The organism is Sinobacterium caligoides (assembly GCF_003752585.1).
In the GTDB taxonomy this organism is placed as follows: Bacteria; Pseudomonadota; Gammaproteobacteria; order Pseudomonadales; family Sinobacteriaceae; genus Sinobacterium; species Sinobacterium caligoides.
Genome location: NZ_RKHR01000005.1, coordinates 460459 through 477009 on the forward strand (window position 1 = coordinate 460459; position 16551 = coordinate 477009).

The 16551-nt window shown below is 50.4% G+C and carries 15 protein-coding genes and 6 tRNA genes; 3 read left to right on the top strand and 18 right to left on the bottom strand.

The window, feature by feature from the left end; genetic code table 11:
- Positions 1–65: 65 nt before the first annotated feature.
- The 16 genes from EDC56_RS14315 to EDC56_RS14390 all read right to left on the bottom strand — a co-directional run bounded on the left by EDC56_RS14315 (position 66) and on the right by EDC56_RS14390 (position 12758).
- Positions 66–141 (bottom strand) — tRNA-Gly (locus EDC56_RS14315).
- Between the two features lie 54 nt (positions 142–195).
- Positions 196–271, bottom strand: a tRNA-Gly gene (locus EDC56_RS14320).
- Positions 272–333: 62 nt separating this feature from the next.
- Positions 334–407 (bottom strand) — tRNA-Cys (locus tag EDC56_RS14325).
- Positions 408–497: 90 nt separating this feature from the next.
- Positions 498–573, bottom strand: a tRNA-Gly gene (locus EDC56_RS14330).
- A gap of 67 nt (positions 574–640) precedes the next feature.
- Positions 641–714 (bottom strand) — tRNA-Cys (locus EDC56_RS14335).
- Between the two features lie 7 nt (positions 715–721).
- Positions 722–797 (bottom strand) — tRNA-Gly (locus EDC56_RS14340).
- A 151-nt stretch (positions 798–948) separates the two neighbouring features.
- Positions 949–1500 carry a CDP-diacylglycerol--glycerol-3-phosphate 3-phosphatidyltransferase gene (gene pgsA, locus EDC56_RS14345; protein ID WP_123713247.1) on the bottom strand — a complete coding sequence of 184 codons (552 nt, stop codon included), beginning with the start codon at positions 1498–1500 and terminating at the stop codon, positions 949–951.
- A 42-nt stretch (positions 1501–1542) separates the two neighbouring features.
- Positions 1543–3399, bottom strand: a complete 1857-nt coding sequence (gene uvrC / locus EDC56_RS14350) for an excinuclease ABC subunit UvrC (RefSeq protein ID WP_123713359.1) — start codon at positions 3397–3399, stop codon at positions 1543–1545.
- 178 nt (positions 3400–3577) lie between these two features.
- A complete protein-coding gene (uvrY, locus tag EDC56_RS14355) occupies positions 3578–4231 on the bottom strand; it encodes a UvrY/SirA/GacA family response regulator transcription factor (protein ID WP_123713248.1) in 654 nt (217 codons plus the stop codon).
- A gap of 244 nt (positions 4232–4475) precedes the next feature.
- Positions 4476–5522, bottom strand: coding sequence for a UDP-N-acetylmuramate dehydrogenase (murB, locus tag EDC56_RS14360; RefSeq protein WP_123713360.1), 1047 nt, complete (start codon positions 5520–5522; stop codon positions 4476–4478).
- 71 nt (positions 5523–5593) lie between these two features.
- Complete coding sequence (kdsB, locus tag EDC56_RS14365; protein WP_123713249.1) at positions 5594–6358, bottom strand: 3-deoxy-manno-octulosonate cytidylyltransferase; 765 nt, start codon at positions 6356–6358, stop codon at positions 5594–5596.
- A 3-nt stretch (positions 6359–6361) separates the two neighbouring features.
- Positions 6362–7411 (bottom strand): tetraacyldisaccharide 4'-kinase, encoded by a 1050-nt coding sequence (gene lpxK / locus EDC56_RS14370; protein ID WP_123713250.1) that lies wholly within the window; start codon positions 7409–7411, stop codon positions 6362–6364.
- 4 nt (positions 7412–7415) lie between these two features.
- A complete protein-coding gene (gene msbA, locus EDC56_RS14375; protein ID WP_123713251.1) occupies positions 7416–9233 on the bottom strand; it encodes a lipid A export permease/ATP-binding protein MsbA in 1818 nt (605 codons plus the stop codon).
- Positions 9234–9268: 35 nt separating this feature from the next.
- A complete protein-coding gene (locus tag EDC56_RS14380) occupies positions 9269–9679 on the bottom strand; it encodes an ExbD/TolR family protein (protein ID WP_123713252.1) in 411 nt (136 codons plus the stop codon).
- An 8-nt stretch (positions 9680–9687) separates the two neighbouring features.
- Positions 9688–10323 carry a MotA/TolQ/ExbB proton channel family protein gene (locus EDC56_RS14385; RefSeq protein WP_123713361.1) on the bottom strand — a complete coding sequence of 212 codons (636 nt, stop codon included), beginning with the start codon at positions 10321–10323 and terminating at the stop codon, positions 9688–9690.
- A gap of 122 nt (positions 10324–10445) precedes the next feature.
- On the bottom strand, positions 10446–12758 hold the full coding sequence (locus tag EDC56_RS14390; RefSeq protein WP_162844199.1) for a DNA internalization-related competence protein ComEC/Rec2: 2313 nt from the start codon (positions 12756–12758) through the stop codon (positions 10446–10448).
- A gap of 132 nt (positions 12759–12890) precedes the next feature.
- Between EDC56_RS14390 and EDC56_RS14395 the strand changes: the two genes are divergently transcribed.
- The 3 genes from EDC56_RS14395 to EDC56_RS19635 all read left to right on the top strand — a co-directional run bounded on the left by EDC56_RS14395 (position 12891) and on the right by EDC56_RS19635 (position 14550).
- Positions 12891–13409 carry a DUF2062 domain-containing protein gene (locus EDC56_RS14395; protein ID WP_123713254.1) on the top strand — a complete coding sequence of 173 codons (519 nt, stop codon included), beginning with the start codon at positions 12891–12893 and terminating at the stop codon, positions 13407–13409.
- Positions 13410–13535: 126 nt separating this feature from the next.
- Positions 13536–14402 (top strand): VOC family protein, encoded by an 867-nt coding sequence (locus EDC56_RS14400; RefSeq protein WP_123713255.1) that lies wholly within the window; start codon positions 13536–13538, stop codon positions 14400–14402.
- Positions 14395–14550, top strand: a complete 156-nt coding sequence (locus tag EDC56_RS19635) for a hypothetical protein (RefSeq protein ID WP_162844200.1) — start codon at positions 14395–14397, stop codon at positions 14548–14550. The genes EDC56_RS14400 and EDC56_RS19635 overlap by 8 nt, the downstream gene beginning before the upstream one ends.
- Positions 14551–14608: 58 nt before the next feature.
- Here the strand turns inward: EDC56_RS19635 and EDC56_RS14405 are convergent, their stop codons facing one another.
- Positions 14609–15850 (bottom strand): lipoprotein-releasing ABC transporter permease subunit, encoded by a 1242-nt coding sequence (locus EDC56_RS14405; RefSeq protein WP_123713256.1) that lies wholly within the window; start codon positions 15848–15850, stop codon positions 14609–14611.
- On the bottom strand, positions 15843–16538 hold the full coding sequence (gene lolD / locus EDC56_RS14410) for a lipoprotein-releasing ABC transporter ATP-binding protein LolD (protein ID WP_123713257.1): 696 nt from the start codon (positions 16536–16538) through the stop codon (positions 15843–15845). Before lolD ends, EDC56_RS14405 begins: the two co-directional genes overlap by 8 nt.
- Between the last annotated feature and the right edge of the window lie 13 nt (positions 16539–16551).

The window sequence follows — 16551 nt, forward strand, 5'->3', positions numbered from 1 at the left end:
GCGCAGGAACAGCGTTCAACCAGTAAAAAGCAAAAACCCAGCCATTGGCTGGGTTTTTAGAGATTTGGAGCGGGAAACGAGACTCGAACTCGCGACCCCAACCTTGGCAAGGTTGTGCTCTACCAACTGAGCTATTCCCGCTAAATTTTCTCTTGTGAAAACTCCATCACCTATCGCAAACACCGCGATTGATATTGGAGCGGGAAACGAGACTCGAACTCGCGACCCCAACCTTGGCAAGGTTGTGCTCTACCAACTGAGCTATTCCCGCACAAAAGATTACACTGTATCTGCAAGCCTAATGACTTCAGATATCACCCTCCATCAAATAGATGGAGGCTCGAAGCGGAATCGAACCGCTGTTGACGGATTTGCAATCCGCTGCATCACCACTCTGCCATCGAGCCTTTGACACTGCTTTGGTAAGCGAGATCAAGGAGGTGCTGTAGTTAACGTCTACCGACGATTATTACAGCCCCGAGGGCCTGCAATGAATTTGGAGCGGGAAACGAGACTCGAACTCGCGACCCCAACCTTGGCAAGGTTGTGCTCTACCAACTGAGCTATTCCCGCTAAAAGACAGCCAATCTTCACTATTTTTTCGTCTAGCGACGACTCCATTAATTAGCGTACTAAGTAATGGAGGCTCGAAGCGGAATCGAACCGCTGTTGACGGATTTGCAATCCGCTGCATCACCACTCTGCCATCGAGCCTTTGTTTTGGAGCGGGAAACGAGACTCGAACTCGCGACCCCAACCTTGGCAAGGTTGTGCTCTACCAACTGAGCTATTCCCGCACAAACAAATGACGTTCCCTTGAACGCGGGATGTATTCTAGTGATTGCGGCCTTAGAGTCAAGCATCACGATGACATTTATAAGAAATAAATAGGAATAAACGCTATATATAGAGCGCTGAACAGTGCTTTGATCCAGTACATCTTTTTACTCATTGCTTGCGCAAGCTAGGCCAGGCCGCCAACAAATACTGCCACATCGACCACAGCGTTAGACCAGCCGCAAGATAGAGTGCTGCGTAACCAATGCCCAGCAAGAAGTCACTACCCGACTCTCCGAAGGCCAGCAAGAAAGTGATTGAGAACATTTGCATGGCTGTCTTCACCTTGCCGATGTAGCTCACCGCAACGCTGGCGCGCTCACCGAGCTCTGCCATCCACTCACGCAGCGCTGAAATAACGATCTCGCGAGCGATAATGACAATCGCCGGTAGCGTGAACCACAGCGACGCCTGCACCTCCGTCAAAATGACCAACGCGATCGCCACCATCAACTTATCCGCCACAGGGTCTAAGAAGGCCCCCAGAGGCGTCGATTGATTCAGCTTACGTGCGAGATAACCGTCCAACCAGTCTGTCGCCGCCGCCGCCATGAAAATTGCCGCCGCCGTAATATCAGCGTAGTGCCATGGCAGGTAGTAAATCACAACAATCACGGGAATCAGTATGATACGGAAGAAGGTAAGCAAATTAGGTATATTCATTAACAAGCCAATTGGGTGAATTGTTGTGACGAGGAGTGCATTCTAATCATTATGCAGTGCCGCATAAATATCTGTAGCAATTTTTTCATTAATACCTGTTACCCGCATCAATTCCTCAATACTCGACGCGCTGATTTTCTGTAGTCCACCAAAGTGTCGCAGCAACTCACGTCGACGCTTAGGCCCTACCCCGGGAATGCCCTCTAAGGTCGATGTCTTACGGGTTTTATCACGACGCTGACGGTGCCCTGTAATCGCAAAGCGATGCGACTCATCACGAATATGCTGAATCAACAATAGGCCGGGGTGGTCTGCGTCTAACAACAACTGACGCTGCTCGCGCCCGATGAACAATTGCTCCATGCCCGGTTTTCTCGTGACACCTTTCGCCACACCGATAAGCAACACCCCCTCTATCCCGATCTCATCAATGACCTGCTGTGCCTTGCTTAGCTGTCCTTTACCGCCATCAATAAGCAAGATATCGGGCTGCACACCCTCGCCTTTTTGTAAGCGCTTAAAGCGCCGTGTCAGCGCCTGCTCCATCGCAGCATAGTCATCCCCTCCCGTAATCCCCTTGATATTAAACAAACGGTAGTCGGATTTTTTCGGCCCGCAAGTATCAAAGACAACACAAGAGGCCACAGTACTCTCTCCCGAGGAGTGACTAATATCAAAGCACTCTAGGCGCTCCGGTAACTCATCGAGCCCCAGCGCCTGCTGCAGCGCCTCAAAACGTTGATAGCTATTCTGTCGATCTGCGATACGACTACCGACATTCGTCGTTGCCGTATTCACCGCCAAGGTCAACCAACGTGAACGGCTTGCCCGTACCCGACTACTTATCGCCACTTTACGTGTCGACTGCTGGCTTAGCGCCGACTCAATGATCGCATGATCTTCCGGCAGCACATTGACTAGGACCTCTTTCGGGATATCACGGGCGGCACTCGCCAGGTAGAATTGCGGCAAAAAGGCTGACAACACCTCTGCCGCGCTCGGCGCCAACCTGATCTTAGGAAAATAGCTTTTACTGCCCAGTATCCTACCGCCACGCACATAGATCACCTGCACACAGGCCACCACCCCCTTCACCACGCAGGCGCATATATCAAGATCACCGCTTTCACCGTCGACGTATTGACGCTCTTGGATTGTTCGCAAAGCACCAATACGATCTCTTAGTTCTGCCGCCTTCTCGAAGTTTAGCGCCATCGACGCCGCCTCCATTTGATCGGCCAACGCTCCCATCAACTGATCACTTTTCCCCTCTAAGAACATAATCGCCTGCTCGACGCTACGGCGATAGTCCTCCGTAGCGATCAAATCGACACAGGGGCCAGAGCAACGTTTTATCTGGTACTGCAGGCAAGCCCTTGAGCGGTTCTTAAAAACACTATCCTGACAGGGACGCAATAAAAAAGTGCGCTGAAGAAATTGCAGGCTTTCACGCACAGCACCAGCATTAGGATAGGGACCAAAGAAGCGCCCCCCTCCCTGCTTCTTACCCCGATAATAGGAGATTCTCGGTGTTTCGTGATCGCTTAATAAGATATAGGGATAGCTTTTGCCGTCACGCAACAGAATGTTATAGGGTGGCAAGTGTGCCTTAATCAAACTCTGTTCGAGTAATAGCGCTTCTGTTTCACTACTGGTTACCGTCACCTCTATACGGTGGATACGTGCAACCAACGCCATCGTCTTGGTGGTTAGTCCGGTGGCCCTAAAATAACTACTAACACGGCGCTTCAGGTTCTTCGCTTTACCGACATAAAGCACCTCAGATTTCTCCGAGTACATCTGATACACGCCCGGCTTCTGCGTTAGGTCTTTTAGGTAATCGCGATAGTCGAAGCGAAAGGTCAGCTTACCTTGCTTTGCCAAGCCTTCAGCCAACATATCATCATTATCACCGACCTTCTGCTTCTTCGAAACACTGGCCGAAACTGATGGCGCAGCATTGTCATCAGCGGAGGATTTATCAACGGGTTTTACCACTATGCTATACCAAAAGCTAATCGCCGGAAGAGTTGCGCACTATGACGCAACATGATGGCTGGCTATTATAGCACTACGCTCAGCCTTCCTGAACGCCAACCTCTAACATACCGTGTCGGATAGCTAACAAGGTCAGCTCAACATCGCTGCTAATGCCGAGCTTTTCAAAAAGTCGATAACGATAGCTATTCACCGTTTTCGGGCTCAGATGAAGGCTCTCCGAGATATCTGAGACCTTGTGGCAATTAACGATCATCATGCAAATCTGTAACTCTCGTTCAGACAAGAGCTCAAACGGACTATCAGCACTTTTATCGTCGAATGACTTCAACGCAAGCTGTTGCGCCACGGCAGGGCTCAAATAACGCTGACCGGCCTTAACCACCCTGATGGCCTGTACAATATCTTCAATATCCGCCCCTTTGGTCACAAAGCCCGAGGCTCCGGCTTTCAAAAGTCGAGAGGGAAATGGATCGTCCTCACAGGCGCTAACAGCGATGACTCGCGTATCAGGGTTAGCCCTCACCAGTTTACGCGTAGCCTCTAGACCACCAATACCAGGCATACGAACATCCATCAACACAACATCGACCGCCTGTTCACGACACTGCCGCAAAGCAGCCTCACCACTGTTGGCTTCCCCTACAACAGAAATACCTTCCACATCTTGCAACATACGAATAATGCCATTACGAACAAGGTCGTGGTCATCGGCGACTATGACTTTTATCAACTTAAAACCCCTAACTAGACGGCTAGTCTCTTGTATTCTTGTTATCAACTCAGCCCGCCATCATTGGCGGTATATCGGTAGAGTGTTATTCACCTTACCACCCATTTTGAAATCAGGATAGCCTCAAATTGCACAATACTACGCAGGGAAAGCGATTAATAATCCCGTCATAATTCTCCCCCACCAAACAACGCTCTCTTAACCTGCCGGGCAACATATTTATTAGTAAGAACAATAGCCTATTCTAGAGCCATCGCGGCTCTGCCTCTAACGTAACACCATAACGCTTCAGGCAATCCACACAGACCTGCCGACGTAACGCCTCAACATCAGCACGATTTGCACCACCCAGGTTAACTAACACCAACGCCTGCTTTTCATGCATCGCCACCGCACCTAAAGCACGACCTCGCCATCCCGCATTATCAATCAGCCAGCCAGCGGCCAACTTATAATCACCAGTGGGCAAAAGATAACCAACTAGGCCGGGATAAGTTGCCTTGAGCTGCTCATAATCCTGTTTGGTCACAACCGGGTTTTTAAAGAAACTGCCGGCATTAGGTAACACTGCTGGATCAGGTAACTTTGAACGTCGCACCGCAATAACCGCCGCAAACACTTCTTGCGCACCAATTTCCCCCGCTTTGTAACGCTCTGGGTATTCAGCCTCAAGATATTGCTGAAGCGCTTGATAGCGATAGTACGGCTGATCAACCGTTGACAAGCGTATACTGATAGCCGTGATAATTAAGCCTGAAGACTCGTGCTTAAACACACTGTCACGATAGGCCAAGCGGCATTGCTTTGCCGATAAACGCTGGCTTTCACCCGTTTCCGGGTTGTAGGTATCCACTGCCACCAGCACATCACTCACCTCTCGTCCGTAGGCGCCTATATTCTGCACCGGGGCAGCACCAGCGCAACCCGGAATCAGGGCCAGGTTTTCTATGCCATAAAGGTGATTATCAAGGCTAAACGCCACCAGATCATGCCAATTTTCCCCGGCACCGACATGCAACACAGCATGTTGAGGCGACTCAATTTCAACTACTCTGCCACGAATACCGTTGAGCACCACCAAGGCATCGAGATAATCCGGCACCACCAAATTGCTGCCGCCACCGATGACCTGCAGAGGTACACCTTTACGCCGAGCAAAATCGACCACCTCTGGTAACTGAGCCGCTGATTCAAGCTCGACAAAATACCTCGCCACACAGGGAAGGGACAAGGTATTAAGAGCGCTAATATCATAATCACTCTTCACATCAAGACTTATCGGCGCGGTCATTTCTCTATCACTCTTCAGCACTATCATTTTTCTGCACGATCATTTCTGCACAATCAAAGTAGCATCGCAGACTACTTGCCACCCTGTTGTTCAGCCAAATAATGGCGCACACGTAACAAGTCAGCCTCTGTATCAATACCGGCTGGCGGCAGCTCGCATGCAGTCTCAACATGGATATGGTGTCCGTGCCACATCACCCGTAGCTGCTCAAGCTTCTCTGTCGCCTCGAGAGGGCTCACGGGCCACTGCACAAAGTCGTTAAGTAAACCGACCCGATAACCATAAATGCCAATATGACGTTGAGCGATCATCGCAGTCGGCAGCGCCCCTGTTTTCTCATCGCGCGGAAAAGGTATTGGAGAGCGACTAAAATACAGCGCCGTGCCCTGAACATTGGCAATCACCTTCACACAGTTTGGATCATAGAACTCTGCAGCGTCATCAATCGCGATACTTAACGTCGACATCGCTGAAGCTGGGTGTGATGCTAAGTTTTCCGCCACTTGATTGATAATTGCGGGGGGAATGAGAGGCTCATCCCCCTGTACATTTACAACGACATCGGTAGCTGAAAGCCCTAGGGCGGCAGCAGCTTCCTGCAATCTATCCGTACCGGACTCATGATCGGCACGCGTCATACAAACTTCTGCCCCGAAGTTCTTCGCAAGCTCCTCAATACGTACGTCATCTGTGGCAATCACCACCCGCTCCGCCTCACTGCGCAGGGCTTGACGATATACGCGCTCAATCATCGTCTGACCCGCAAGATCTTTCAAAGGCTTGCCCGGTAGGCGTGTAGAGGAGTAACGAGAGGGGATAATAACGGTAAAACTCATAATCTAGATAACCTTACGTGAGGCCGACGCCGTAACGGCGGCTGTAATTTGCTGGTCAAAAGAAACGTCAATAGCCGAAGCCGAGTCGTCGAATACAGCCTCAATTGGCACGTACCAACAGCGCTCGTCAGCAAAATCACGGCACTTAACCGCATCTTTTTCCGTCATCAAAATTAACTCTCCCTCAATGCTTGCCAAGTCTTCACGCCGAAACTGGTGATGATCGACAAAGGCGTGCGTCGCCTGTAATGACACACCTAGCCCTTCAAGCATCGTGAAAAATCGCTGTGGATGTCCAATGCCCGCCAAGGCCGCTACAGTAGGGAGCTGCGGCAATGCAGACAAAGACACCCGCCGACCACTTAAACAATGCACCGCTTGTCCTGGATTGAGCCCAAAGACATGTTGTGGGGGCAGCGCACCCGCATCAAGACAATACATCGAAAGATCTGCCTGCCGACTATTGTGTAAAATGAAGTCAACTGTAGTCAGGCGATCAGCCGACTCCCGAAGAGGGCCCGCCGGTAAGCAGAGGCCATTACCTAGCCCTCTCGCCCCATCGATCACGACTATCTCAACATCTCTTGCTAATGCGTGATGCTGCAAACCATCGTCACTAATCACCACATCACAGGAGTACTTTGCCAACAGAAAACTCAACGCACGAGGGCGCACGGGATCGACAACAACCGGACAGCCACAGCGACGAGCAATCAACAGCGGTTCATCACCGGACTCAGCACCTAGGCTATCGCTCTGTACATCAAAAGGGGAGCTCGGAGCCTTACCGCCATAGCCTCGTGAAATCACACCTGGGTTAAAACCCTGGCGTCGCAGCAATTCGACCAAATAAACGGTAACAGGTGTCTTCCCCGTACCGCCAACTGAAAGATTACCGACCACGATCACGGGTACCGGGCTGGCGACAGATGTCGCCTTAACAAGCCGTCGATGCGCCACCGCCGCCACCAATGAAGACAATGGTTTCAACAACCGCACCGGCAAATACTTTGACGAGGATCGGTCGTACCAGTACTCTTGCAACCGCTTCATCCGCTTAGCTTTCCGACTCGCTGAAACGGCGATCGTAGAGTTGGGAGTAGCGGCCATTATTAGCCATTAGCTCATGATGTGCGCCACGCTCAATAATGTCACCCTCTTCCATCACGATAATACAATCTGAATTTTCAATCGTAGAGAGCCTGTGCGCGATGACCAGCGTCGTCCTATTCGCCATAACCGCCTCCATCGCCTGTTGAATATGCGCCTCAGATTTGTTGTCGAGGGACGCCGTCGCCTCATCAAAGATCAACACTGGGGCATCTTTCACCACTGCACGAGCAATCGCAATACGCTGCTTTTGACCACCGGATAGCAACGACCCATCCTCGCCCACCTCGGTCTGTAGCCCGCGATCTAAACGAGCAATAAACTCATCGGCATGCGCCATCTCTGCTGCCCGGTGAATATCGTCGGCCTCAACACCCGGGCTTCCGTAAGCAATATTGTTGTAGATGCTGTCATTGAATAACACCGAGTGCTGATTCACCATCGCAATATGCTGACGAAGGTTCACTAAACTGTATTCTCGTATATCGACGTCATCGAGTAAGATTTGCCCTCTCTCATAATCATAAAAGCGCGTCAGCAGGTTAATCAGCGTCGACTTACCACTGCCGGAAAGGCCGACAATAGCCACTGTCTGACCAGCTTCGACCGTAAAGCTAATATCTCGGACAACATCCTTATCGCCATTTCGGTAAGCAAAATAGAGGTTCCTAAATTCGATTTTACCCTCGACCTTAGCCGGCGAAAATTGTCCAGTATCAACTTCAACATCACTGTCGATAAACTCATAGAGTTCATCACAGGCAGCCAAACCACGCTGGATCTGTGAGTAAACCTCGGTCAACTGGCGGATCGGCTTGGCCAACATCCCCGCCGCCCCCACATAGGCGACAAAGTCACCTGCCGTGCCGGTCTCAAACATACCCAGCGCCAACCAAACAATAACGGCCATTGCGCTCCACAAGAGAATTTGCACAACAGGTGAAGAAATCGCACTAAAGAACGACAACTTTAACGATTGTTTCGTGTTGTACCAGCTAGCATCACGAAAGCGCTCCTCTTCGACCGCCTTTTCGCCATAGAGGCGCACTTCTTTATAACCACTAATCGTCTCTGTACAGACCTCAGTAATATTACCAACCGAGCCCTGAATCTTACGGCTAATCTTCCGCAACCGCTTACCAACATAGTTAATAAAGAGGCCCAATACCGGAGCCACACAGAGGAATATTAGCGACAAGCGCCAGTTCAAGTGAAATATGTACGCCAATAAGCCAATGACAAAAAGCCCTTCACGCACCACGACCTTAATTGAGTCTGTCGCCGCCGTTGTAACCTGCCCTGTGTGGTAGGTTACCTTGGTGATCATCTGGCCAGTGGAGTGCTCATCATAGTAATAGGCCGGAACACGCAACATCTTGTTGTAGACCTGCATCCTCATTCGGTGAACGATGTTAAGCGAGACAAAGGAAAGCCAATAATTACCAAGGAAAAAACCGACCCCTCGTATACAAGCAAGTGGGACAGCAACGGCCGCAACGATCATGTGACGTTGTCCGGTAGTCAATTCGACGGCACCGAACAGCCATTCGTATAGTTGGGAAATAAGTCCCTTCTGAGAGGCTGGTGCACCACCTAAGCTATCGATGATAAAACCCGTCCAGTCTGCCACTAGAACCTGAGACGACGAGTAGAGAAAATAACCGACAATACTAACAATAAAAGGAGTCTTTAATGCCCCTAGATTAGACAACAGGCGGCGATAGGTGGCCCAATCGCTCGCTTTCTTAACGCTATTGTTTGACATGAATCTCTTACACTAAACACATAAAGATCAATCAGTTACTCAAGATCAGGCTTACGTGTGGTTATACTCAAGTGCACGAATTTCAACTTCCCAGCGACATCCATCGCAGTAACCACCGCCTGATGAGGCGTTTTCGCATCTGCAGTAATAACCAGATGTTGGTCTTTGCCAACAAATTCTGCCAGTGCTTTTTTCAAGGTATTAGGCTGTTGATTGATAAGTGCGCGACCATTGATAGTGTAATTGCCAGACGCGCTGATAGCGACCTCTATATTTTGTTTCACCTCACCGCTATCACCAGAAGCTTGTGGCAAATCAAGGGTAAGGTGTGTCTTCTCAGTGAATGTCGTCGATACCATAAAGAAAATCAACAATAGGAAGACCACATCGATTAACGGCGCAATATTCACCTCGACGTCGTTCTTTGATTGACGTTTAAACTTCATCGTCGCCCCTACTTACGCTTTTTTTCTTTGACCGCAACTTGACGCTCACTGTGCAGCGCATCCACCAGCTTGACCGACTCCTGCTCTAGGCTAACCACCATGGTGTCAATGCGTCGGTGAAGATAACGGTGCATCACCAGCGCCGGAATGGCAACCGCCAAGCCCGCCGCCGTGGTAATCAGCGCTTGCGATATTCCGCCTGCCAATGCGCCAGCATTACCCGTCCCTTGGTCGACGATCTGGGTAAAGACATCAATCATCCCTACCACTGTGCCCAACAGCCCCAGCAACGGCGCAATCGCAGCTATCGTCCCCAGCGCATTCATGTTCCGCTCCATGTCGTGGATAATGTGCGAAGCCGATTCCTCGATACTTTCTTTCATAATATCGCGACCATAGCGCGAATTACTCAGCCCTGATGCCAGCAGCGCCCCCAGTGGCGAGCTACCTTTGAGCTGCTTGAGGTAATCAGCATCAATACTATTGTCTTTTACACGCTGCCAAACCTCCGCGAGTTGGTTACGCGGGGCGATCTTGTCGGCCTTCAAGGCCCAAAGCCGCTCAACAGATATTGCCAACGCCAATACCGAACACAACACAATCGGCAACATAATCCAGCCGCCAGCCTGAATAATCTCTAACACTCGCACATCCTCCACGCTTCTTATCAGTATCGGCAGACTGTATCACAATCAAAAGCTTAGAAACCACCGTTGAATCACACTTAGTGACCTGTTCAAGCCTTACATCAAACGTTAGAAGTCGTTTAAAGCTGCCAATAGCGACGATAAGATGACAGGTAGCGCTCTACCCTAAAGTCGTCGCCTGGCCTGTCCACTATCAGTGTCAGCTGCCCTGAATAGGCAGTATTAACAACCTCGATAGCACGCGCTCGGTAGCGGTTAAGCACCTTTTGATGGGGGTGACCAAAGCGATTAAAACGTCCGGCACTGACTACCGCAAGCTGAGGCTGTACTGCCCCGAGAAAACCACCCGTCGACGACGTTTTACTACCATGATGCGGCACAAGCAAAACATCCGCCTGTAAAGCCTTATTATTCTCTGCGATCAAATGCAGCTCTGACTCACGTTCGATATCACCTGGTAACAATACTGATCGCTTTCCAATCAATACTTTGAGAACGCAAGAACGGTTATTATCATTTAATTCCGCCATTTCCGGCATTGGGCTAAGCACCTGAAAGCTTACGACATCGTATGTCCAGTTCAAACCCGGCTGACACCGAATAAAGTTAACTTGGTGTTTAGCTAATAAATGCTCATCAGGCGTTACAACTGCCGACACATCGAAGCGACGGAGTAACTCTCCTAAGCCTCCAGCATGATCATTGTCCCCATGACTGACAACAAGCCGGTCAATACGTGTCACGCCATTTGCTTGGAGAAAGTCTGCAACAACCCGACCACCAATAGCGTGAGCTTTCCCATCGCCGAAACCAGTATCATAGACCACCACACTATTTCGACTCATCACCACGACAGCAAGCCCCTGCCCGACATCCAATACCGTCACTTGTGCCACTGGGCGCGTCGGGTCTGCAAGCCACAACAACGGAAGCGGTAATACCATCACCATTGCCAGCCAGCGCCCCGGCAGGCCACGCGGCATTAATAGCAACAACACTGCTACAACAACGGCGCAGTAAACAAAGCGCGGTATTGCCGCCAAAGCAACCGTCGTCATCGCCCAACCATCGAGCCACATAAGCCCCTGCCAGGCAAATGCTAACCCTTGATTAATTAAACTCAGCAGCCCCAGTGCTAGCTCTGGGGCAACGAAGGCTAGCAGCGATGCCAACAGTACCGCCGGGACAATCAATAAACTGATGAAAGGTACGGCCAGGACGTTAAGAAGTGGCGAGATCACCGACACCTTCGAAAAAAAGAGACTCGATGGCACAAGCATAACGAAGAACAAACCAAGCTGCGGCCACCACCAGCCACCACGCCGCCCCAAGCCAAGGTACATCAGGCCAAGTACCGCCACAAAAGAAAGCCATAAACCTGCCGAATAGACCTGCAGCGGCTCATATAACATCGTCAACCACAGCGCCAACAACCAACCTTGCATTGGCTGTATACGACGCCAGGCAACTCGACAGATCAACACCACACTCACCATGATCAAAGCACGCACGGCTGACACGGTAAAACCGGCCAATAACGCATAGTAGAAAGCAGCTCCAGCGCTACTCAACGCCATCAATAAATCGAGCCGTATCCAACTCAACGGCCAGCACAACAACCTCGCGAGACCAAACACCAACCAATAGCCCAACATAGCGGCAAGGCCAATATGCAAGCCGGAAACCGCAAGCAGGTGCGCCAAACCTAGATTAACTAGGCGTTCACGATCATCATCGCTCAGTAACGTTCGGTCCCCAACAGCTAAGGCCATCAGCACCGGCTGCATCGACATCCCTTCTGTGAGATCGTACAACCTGCTTCTAACGACCGCCCTCAGGCTATAACGATCAATACTATCAGCTAACCGCAGCATGGCTTGATCTCGCACCACCGTCGCACGAGCAACGACCCCTTGAGCCAACATATGGCGAACATAATCAAAACCATGTTCATTATTCAGCCCTTGCAAAGGCTTAATCTTTACCTTCATCCGATAGTGCTGTCCCAGCGTAATGTCACCCCCTGCCACATCACCATATAGGCTCACTAGTAGTTTACGCCCGACCACAGTGCGCTCGTACTCTACGGCGTGCCGATGGAGCTCTGTGACCCGAAATTCGAAACGTCGCAAGGGCTGTCCATAACGCCACTGCCGCTCAACAATACTGACCAGCTGGCCACTCACTTCAACAGTATCATCGTTCAAATACGACCAATGTAACCCCTTAATATCGGTATACATATGCCAACAGAGCGTGGAAAGGCTGACAGTGATGACCATCAACGCTGAGTACGTCGCTCTATTGCGGAACAGTAATCCGAGCAGCCAGCAACCAACAATCAACAGCAAGAATGCCGATGGCGGCGGCGATCTCGGCAGCAGGCAACCCACCATTAAAATTGTTATTGATAGTGTTAATATCGACTTCATAGCGTTCTTCCATGAATAGCTATAGTGCCTGCGCCAAAATAGTTGCATAATGTGCGCCGCTCGATGTCAGCTTTTCTAGCCCACACCCGATAAGGAATTAACTCCCTTTGGATAGTAGTAGATCATCACATTATGGCGCGTAACTTTCTCAAACGTTTTATGCCGAACCCTGAGGCGATCAAATCACATAAGTCACTGCGCTTTCTCAGTGGCTGGCTGAACGATCCCAACTTATTTCATCTAAATCGCCGCTCCGCTTCACTTGCCTTCTTTGTCGGCTTATTTGTTGCCTTCATCCCGTTGCCATCACAAATGATCATCGCTGCTGCAATGGCCATTTTGCTACGCTGCAACCTGCCGATATCTGTTGTACTTGTCTGGATCACCAACCCCCTCACCATGCCTGCAATGTTCTATGCAGCCTACAAGGTTGGCACTTTGGTTCTCGGTCTCCATCCTGGTCACTTCAACTTTGAGCTATCCATTAACTGGCTGATGCATGAGCTTGAACAGATCTGGCAGCCCTTGCTACTCGGCTCACTCATCTGCGGGCTGATCTCCGGAATTCTCGGCTATATAACAGTTAGGCTAACATGGCGCTTCCACGTCATCAGTCGCTGGCAGAAACGCAAGAAGAACAACAAGAGATGATGCAAAGACAACAAGCGGTAAATTATTGACTCAGCCCATGAGTTACTATGATCGCCTTTATTACCACTTGTTAATCTTTGCCTTCTGCACAAACATTACTACTCATCGATCACGAAGAGTAACCTCATGGGCACCCAATATCGGCCCAGCAGCAAACGCTGGCTTAAAACCACCCTCCTCTGCGCTACCCTAAGCAGCCTATTCGCCTGCTCCAATATTCCAAAACTACCGCCACTAGCCGAGAATCAGCAGTACCGTCACAACGAAGTCATTTGGCACGACCTGATTACCCCCAACCTCAAGAAGTCTGCAGACTTCTATCAGCAGCTCTTTGGCTGGCAATTCGAAGATACAGCAGATCAATACAACTTAATTCGCTATCAGGGACAGCTAATCGGCGGTGCCGCAGAGGTTGTAACCGAGGAACGCGCTAGTCACTGGCTACCTCTTATCTCCGTCAAAGATGTAGACGCAACTATCGACCCAATCAGTCAACAAGGCGGAAAAGCCCTCATCCCCAGTTTTAAGATACCGGGGCGTGGTACCGTCGGTGTTGCCCAAGACAATCAAGGCGCCGTGTTCGGTCTAATTGCCACCAATGCAGGCGACCCCGTCAAGCCAGCTATCAACAATAATAGCTGGTTATGGCACGAGCTCTGGAGCAGTAATATCAGCACTGCAGAAAACTTCTATCAACAAGTATTTCAGCTCAGCGTCGAAGAAAAAAACATCGCCGGAATTGATTATCACTACTTCGCCAATAGCCATAAAACTCCAGAACTCGGTCTAATCAACAAACCAAGCCAGAAGATGCCGGACACACTGGCCAGCTACATCAAGGTGAAAGACGTACGTGCAACAGCAGAGCGTGCCGTCGCACTAGGTGGCAGCATTCTCATGACCGCAAACGACAAGCTCCGTGGCGGCAACGTCGCTATCATCAAAGACCCTAATGGCGCCGGATTCATAATTCAGGAGATGAACATTGAATAAATCTAAACGACTGAAGCTCGTCGCCATTCTGGCAACGGCAGCCATGCTCTGCTCATGTAATGGCTACACCAACCTTAACATCCATGCCCCGTTCAACATCGGCGGCATCTACTTTGACCCCAGCATCGGTGTCGGCAGCAGGCTATAGCTTTTAACTCAACGAGCGTGCCGCCTACTAACCGGCGGCATACTACTCTATACGCCACTTACTCGTAGCGCAGCGCCTCAGCTGGCAACGTCTTTGCTGCTCGCCATGACGGATAAATTGTTGCTAGGAAACACATACCAATCGCCACCGAGGCGACTAACAGACCGTCCTCTAAACGAAAGTCAGAGGGGAGATAGCTCACCGGATAAACATCAGACTGCAACAAATGCACATTGAATAACGCGCTCACTTTAGCCACTAAAGGAGTAATCGTATAAGACAATAAACAACCGAGCACAAAGCCAACAAAAGCACCGATCATGCCTATAAAAGTGCCATATATCATAAATAACAACATAACTTGGCGAGGAGATAAGCCTAGTGTTTGCAAGATGGCGATAGCGTCTTGTTTATCCATTACAACCATAATCAGTGTCGTGACGACATTAAACGCAGCGACCGCAATGATGATAAATAACAGCATACCAACAAGGTTACGCGACAGCTGAATGGCCTGATACAAGTTGCCGTGGCTACTGCGCCAATCACGGAAGAATGCTCCGGGCGGCAAAGCCTCACGCATCACTTCAGTCACCGCGTTGACGGCAAATAAATCATCTAGCTGCAACCTTACTCCCTCAACGTGCTTGCCGTCACCCCACAAAGTCATCGCCTTGGAGAGATTCATATAAATCAAGCCATTATCCAGCTCCGTCCCTGTGTCATAGATAGCGGCGACCTCTAACCTAACCAGCCTCGGCACCAACGCTCCTCGCCTACGATTACTTTCAGGTACCACCAGGGTCAAACGATCGCTGCGAGTGACTGACAACTTGTCCGCAAGCTTCTGGCTGATCACCACACCGTTCGCAACACTCGAGAGCGATGAAAAGCTGCCATCGACCATATAGTCTCCGATCACAGAGGCCTGCTCTTCGCTCTGCACATCGATACCATAGGCCATCACACCAACGATCTTTTGCCCTCGCATCAACATACCCTGCAGATGAATGAAAGGCGCTGCAGCGCTGACACCTGCCACTTGCTCCCCCTCTTCAACAAGCCTTGGCCAATCCTCAATCCCTGAAACATTGTAGATGCTCACATGGGGAACAACGGCCAAGATGCGCTCGCGTAGCTCCCGATCGAAACCATTCATCACCGATAACACAGTGATCAGCAGTGCCACCCCAAGAACCAGTCCGAGCATAGAGACTCGCGACAAGAAAGCGACCAGCTGGTTCTTATTACCAGCCCCCAGATAACGAAGGCCAATAAATACCGGGACAGAATCAAACATCGGCAACAACCTCTGTCAGCTTGCCATGCTGCAGACTCATAATACGATCCATTTTGGCGGCAATACTCATGTCGTGGGTAACGATCACCAACGAGATCCCTAACTCAGTGTTCAACTTACTTAGCAACCCCTCTATCAAATCGGCGTTATCACTATCGAGGTTACCCGTCGGCTCATCCATCAACACACAGTCAGGTGATGTCGCCAACGAACGCGCAATCGCCACCCGCTGACGCTCGCCACCGGAAAGCTCCGCGGGCTTATGGCTGACACGCCCTGCCAAGCCAACCTGAGCCAGCAGTTCGCTAGCCGTTTCAATTGCCTCGCGACGTTTGGCACCACCAATCATCAACGGCATGGCGACATTTTCCAGCGCCGTAAACTCCGCCAGCAGATGGTGAAATTGATAGACAAAACCTAAGCTTTTATTACGCAGTAAACCACGCTGTTTAGCTGACAGCTTCGCCATATTCTGTCCGGCCACATTGACCTCACCGCAGCTAGGTAAGTCCAACCCGCCCAGCATATTTAGCAGTGTTGATTTACCGGAGCCCGAGGCGCCGACAATCGCCAGTTTCTCACCGCGCGCCACCTGCAAGTCGAGATTATCGAGCACCCTCAACTGCTGCGGCCCCTGTTGATAATATTTACCCAGCTGATGGCACTCTAAAACGATTGAATCAGACATTAGTTGTGATTTC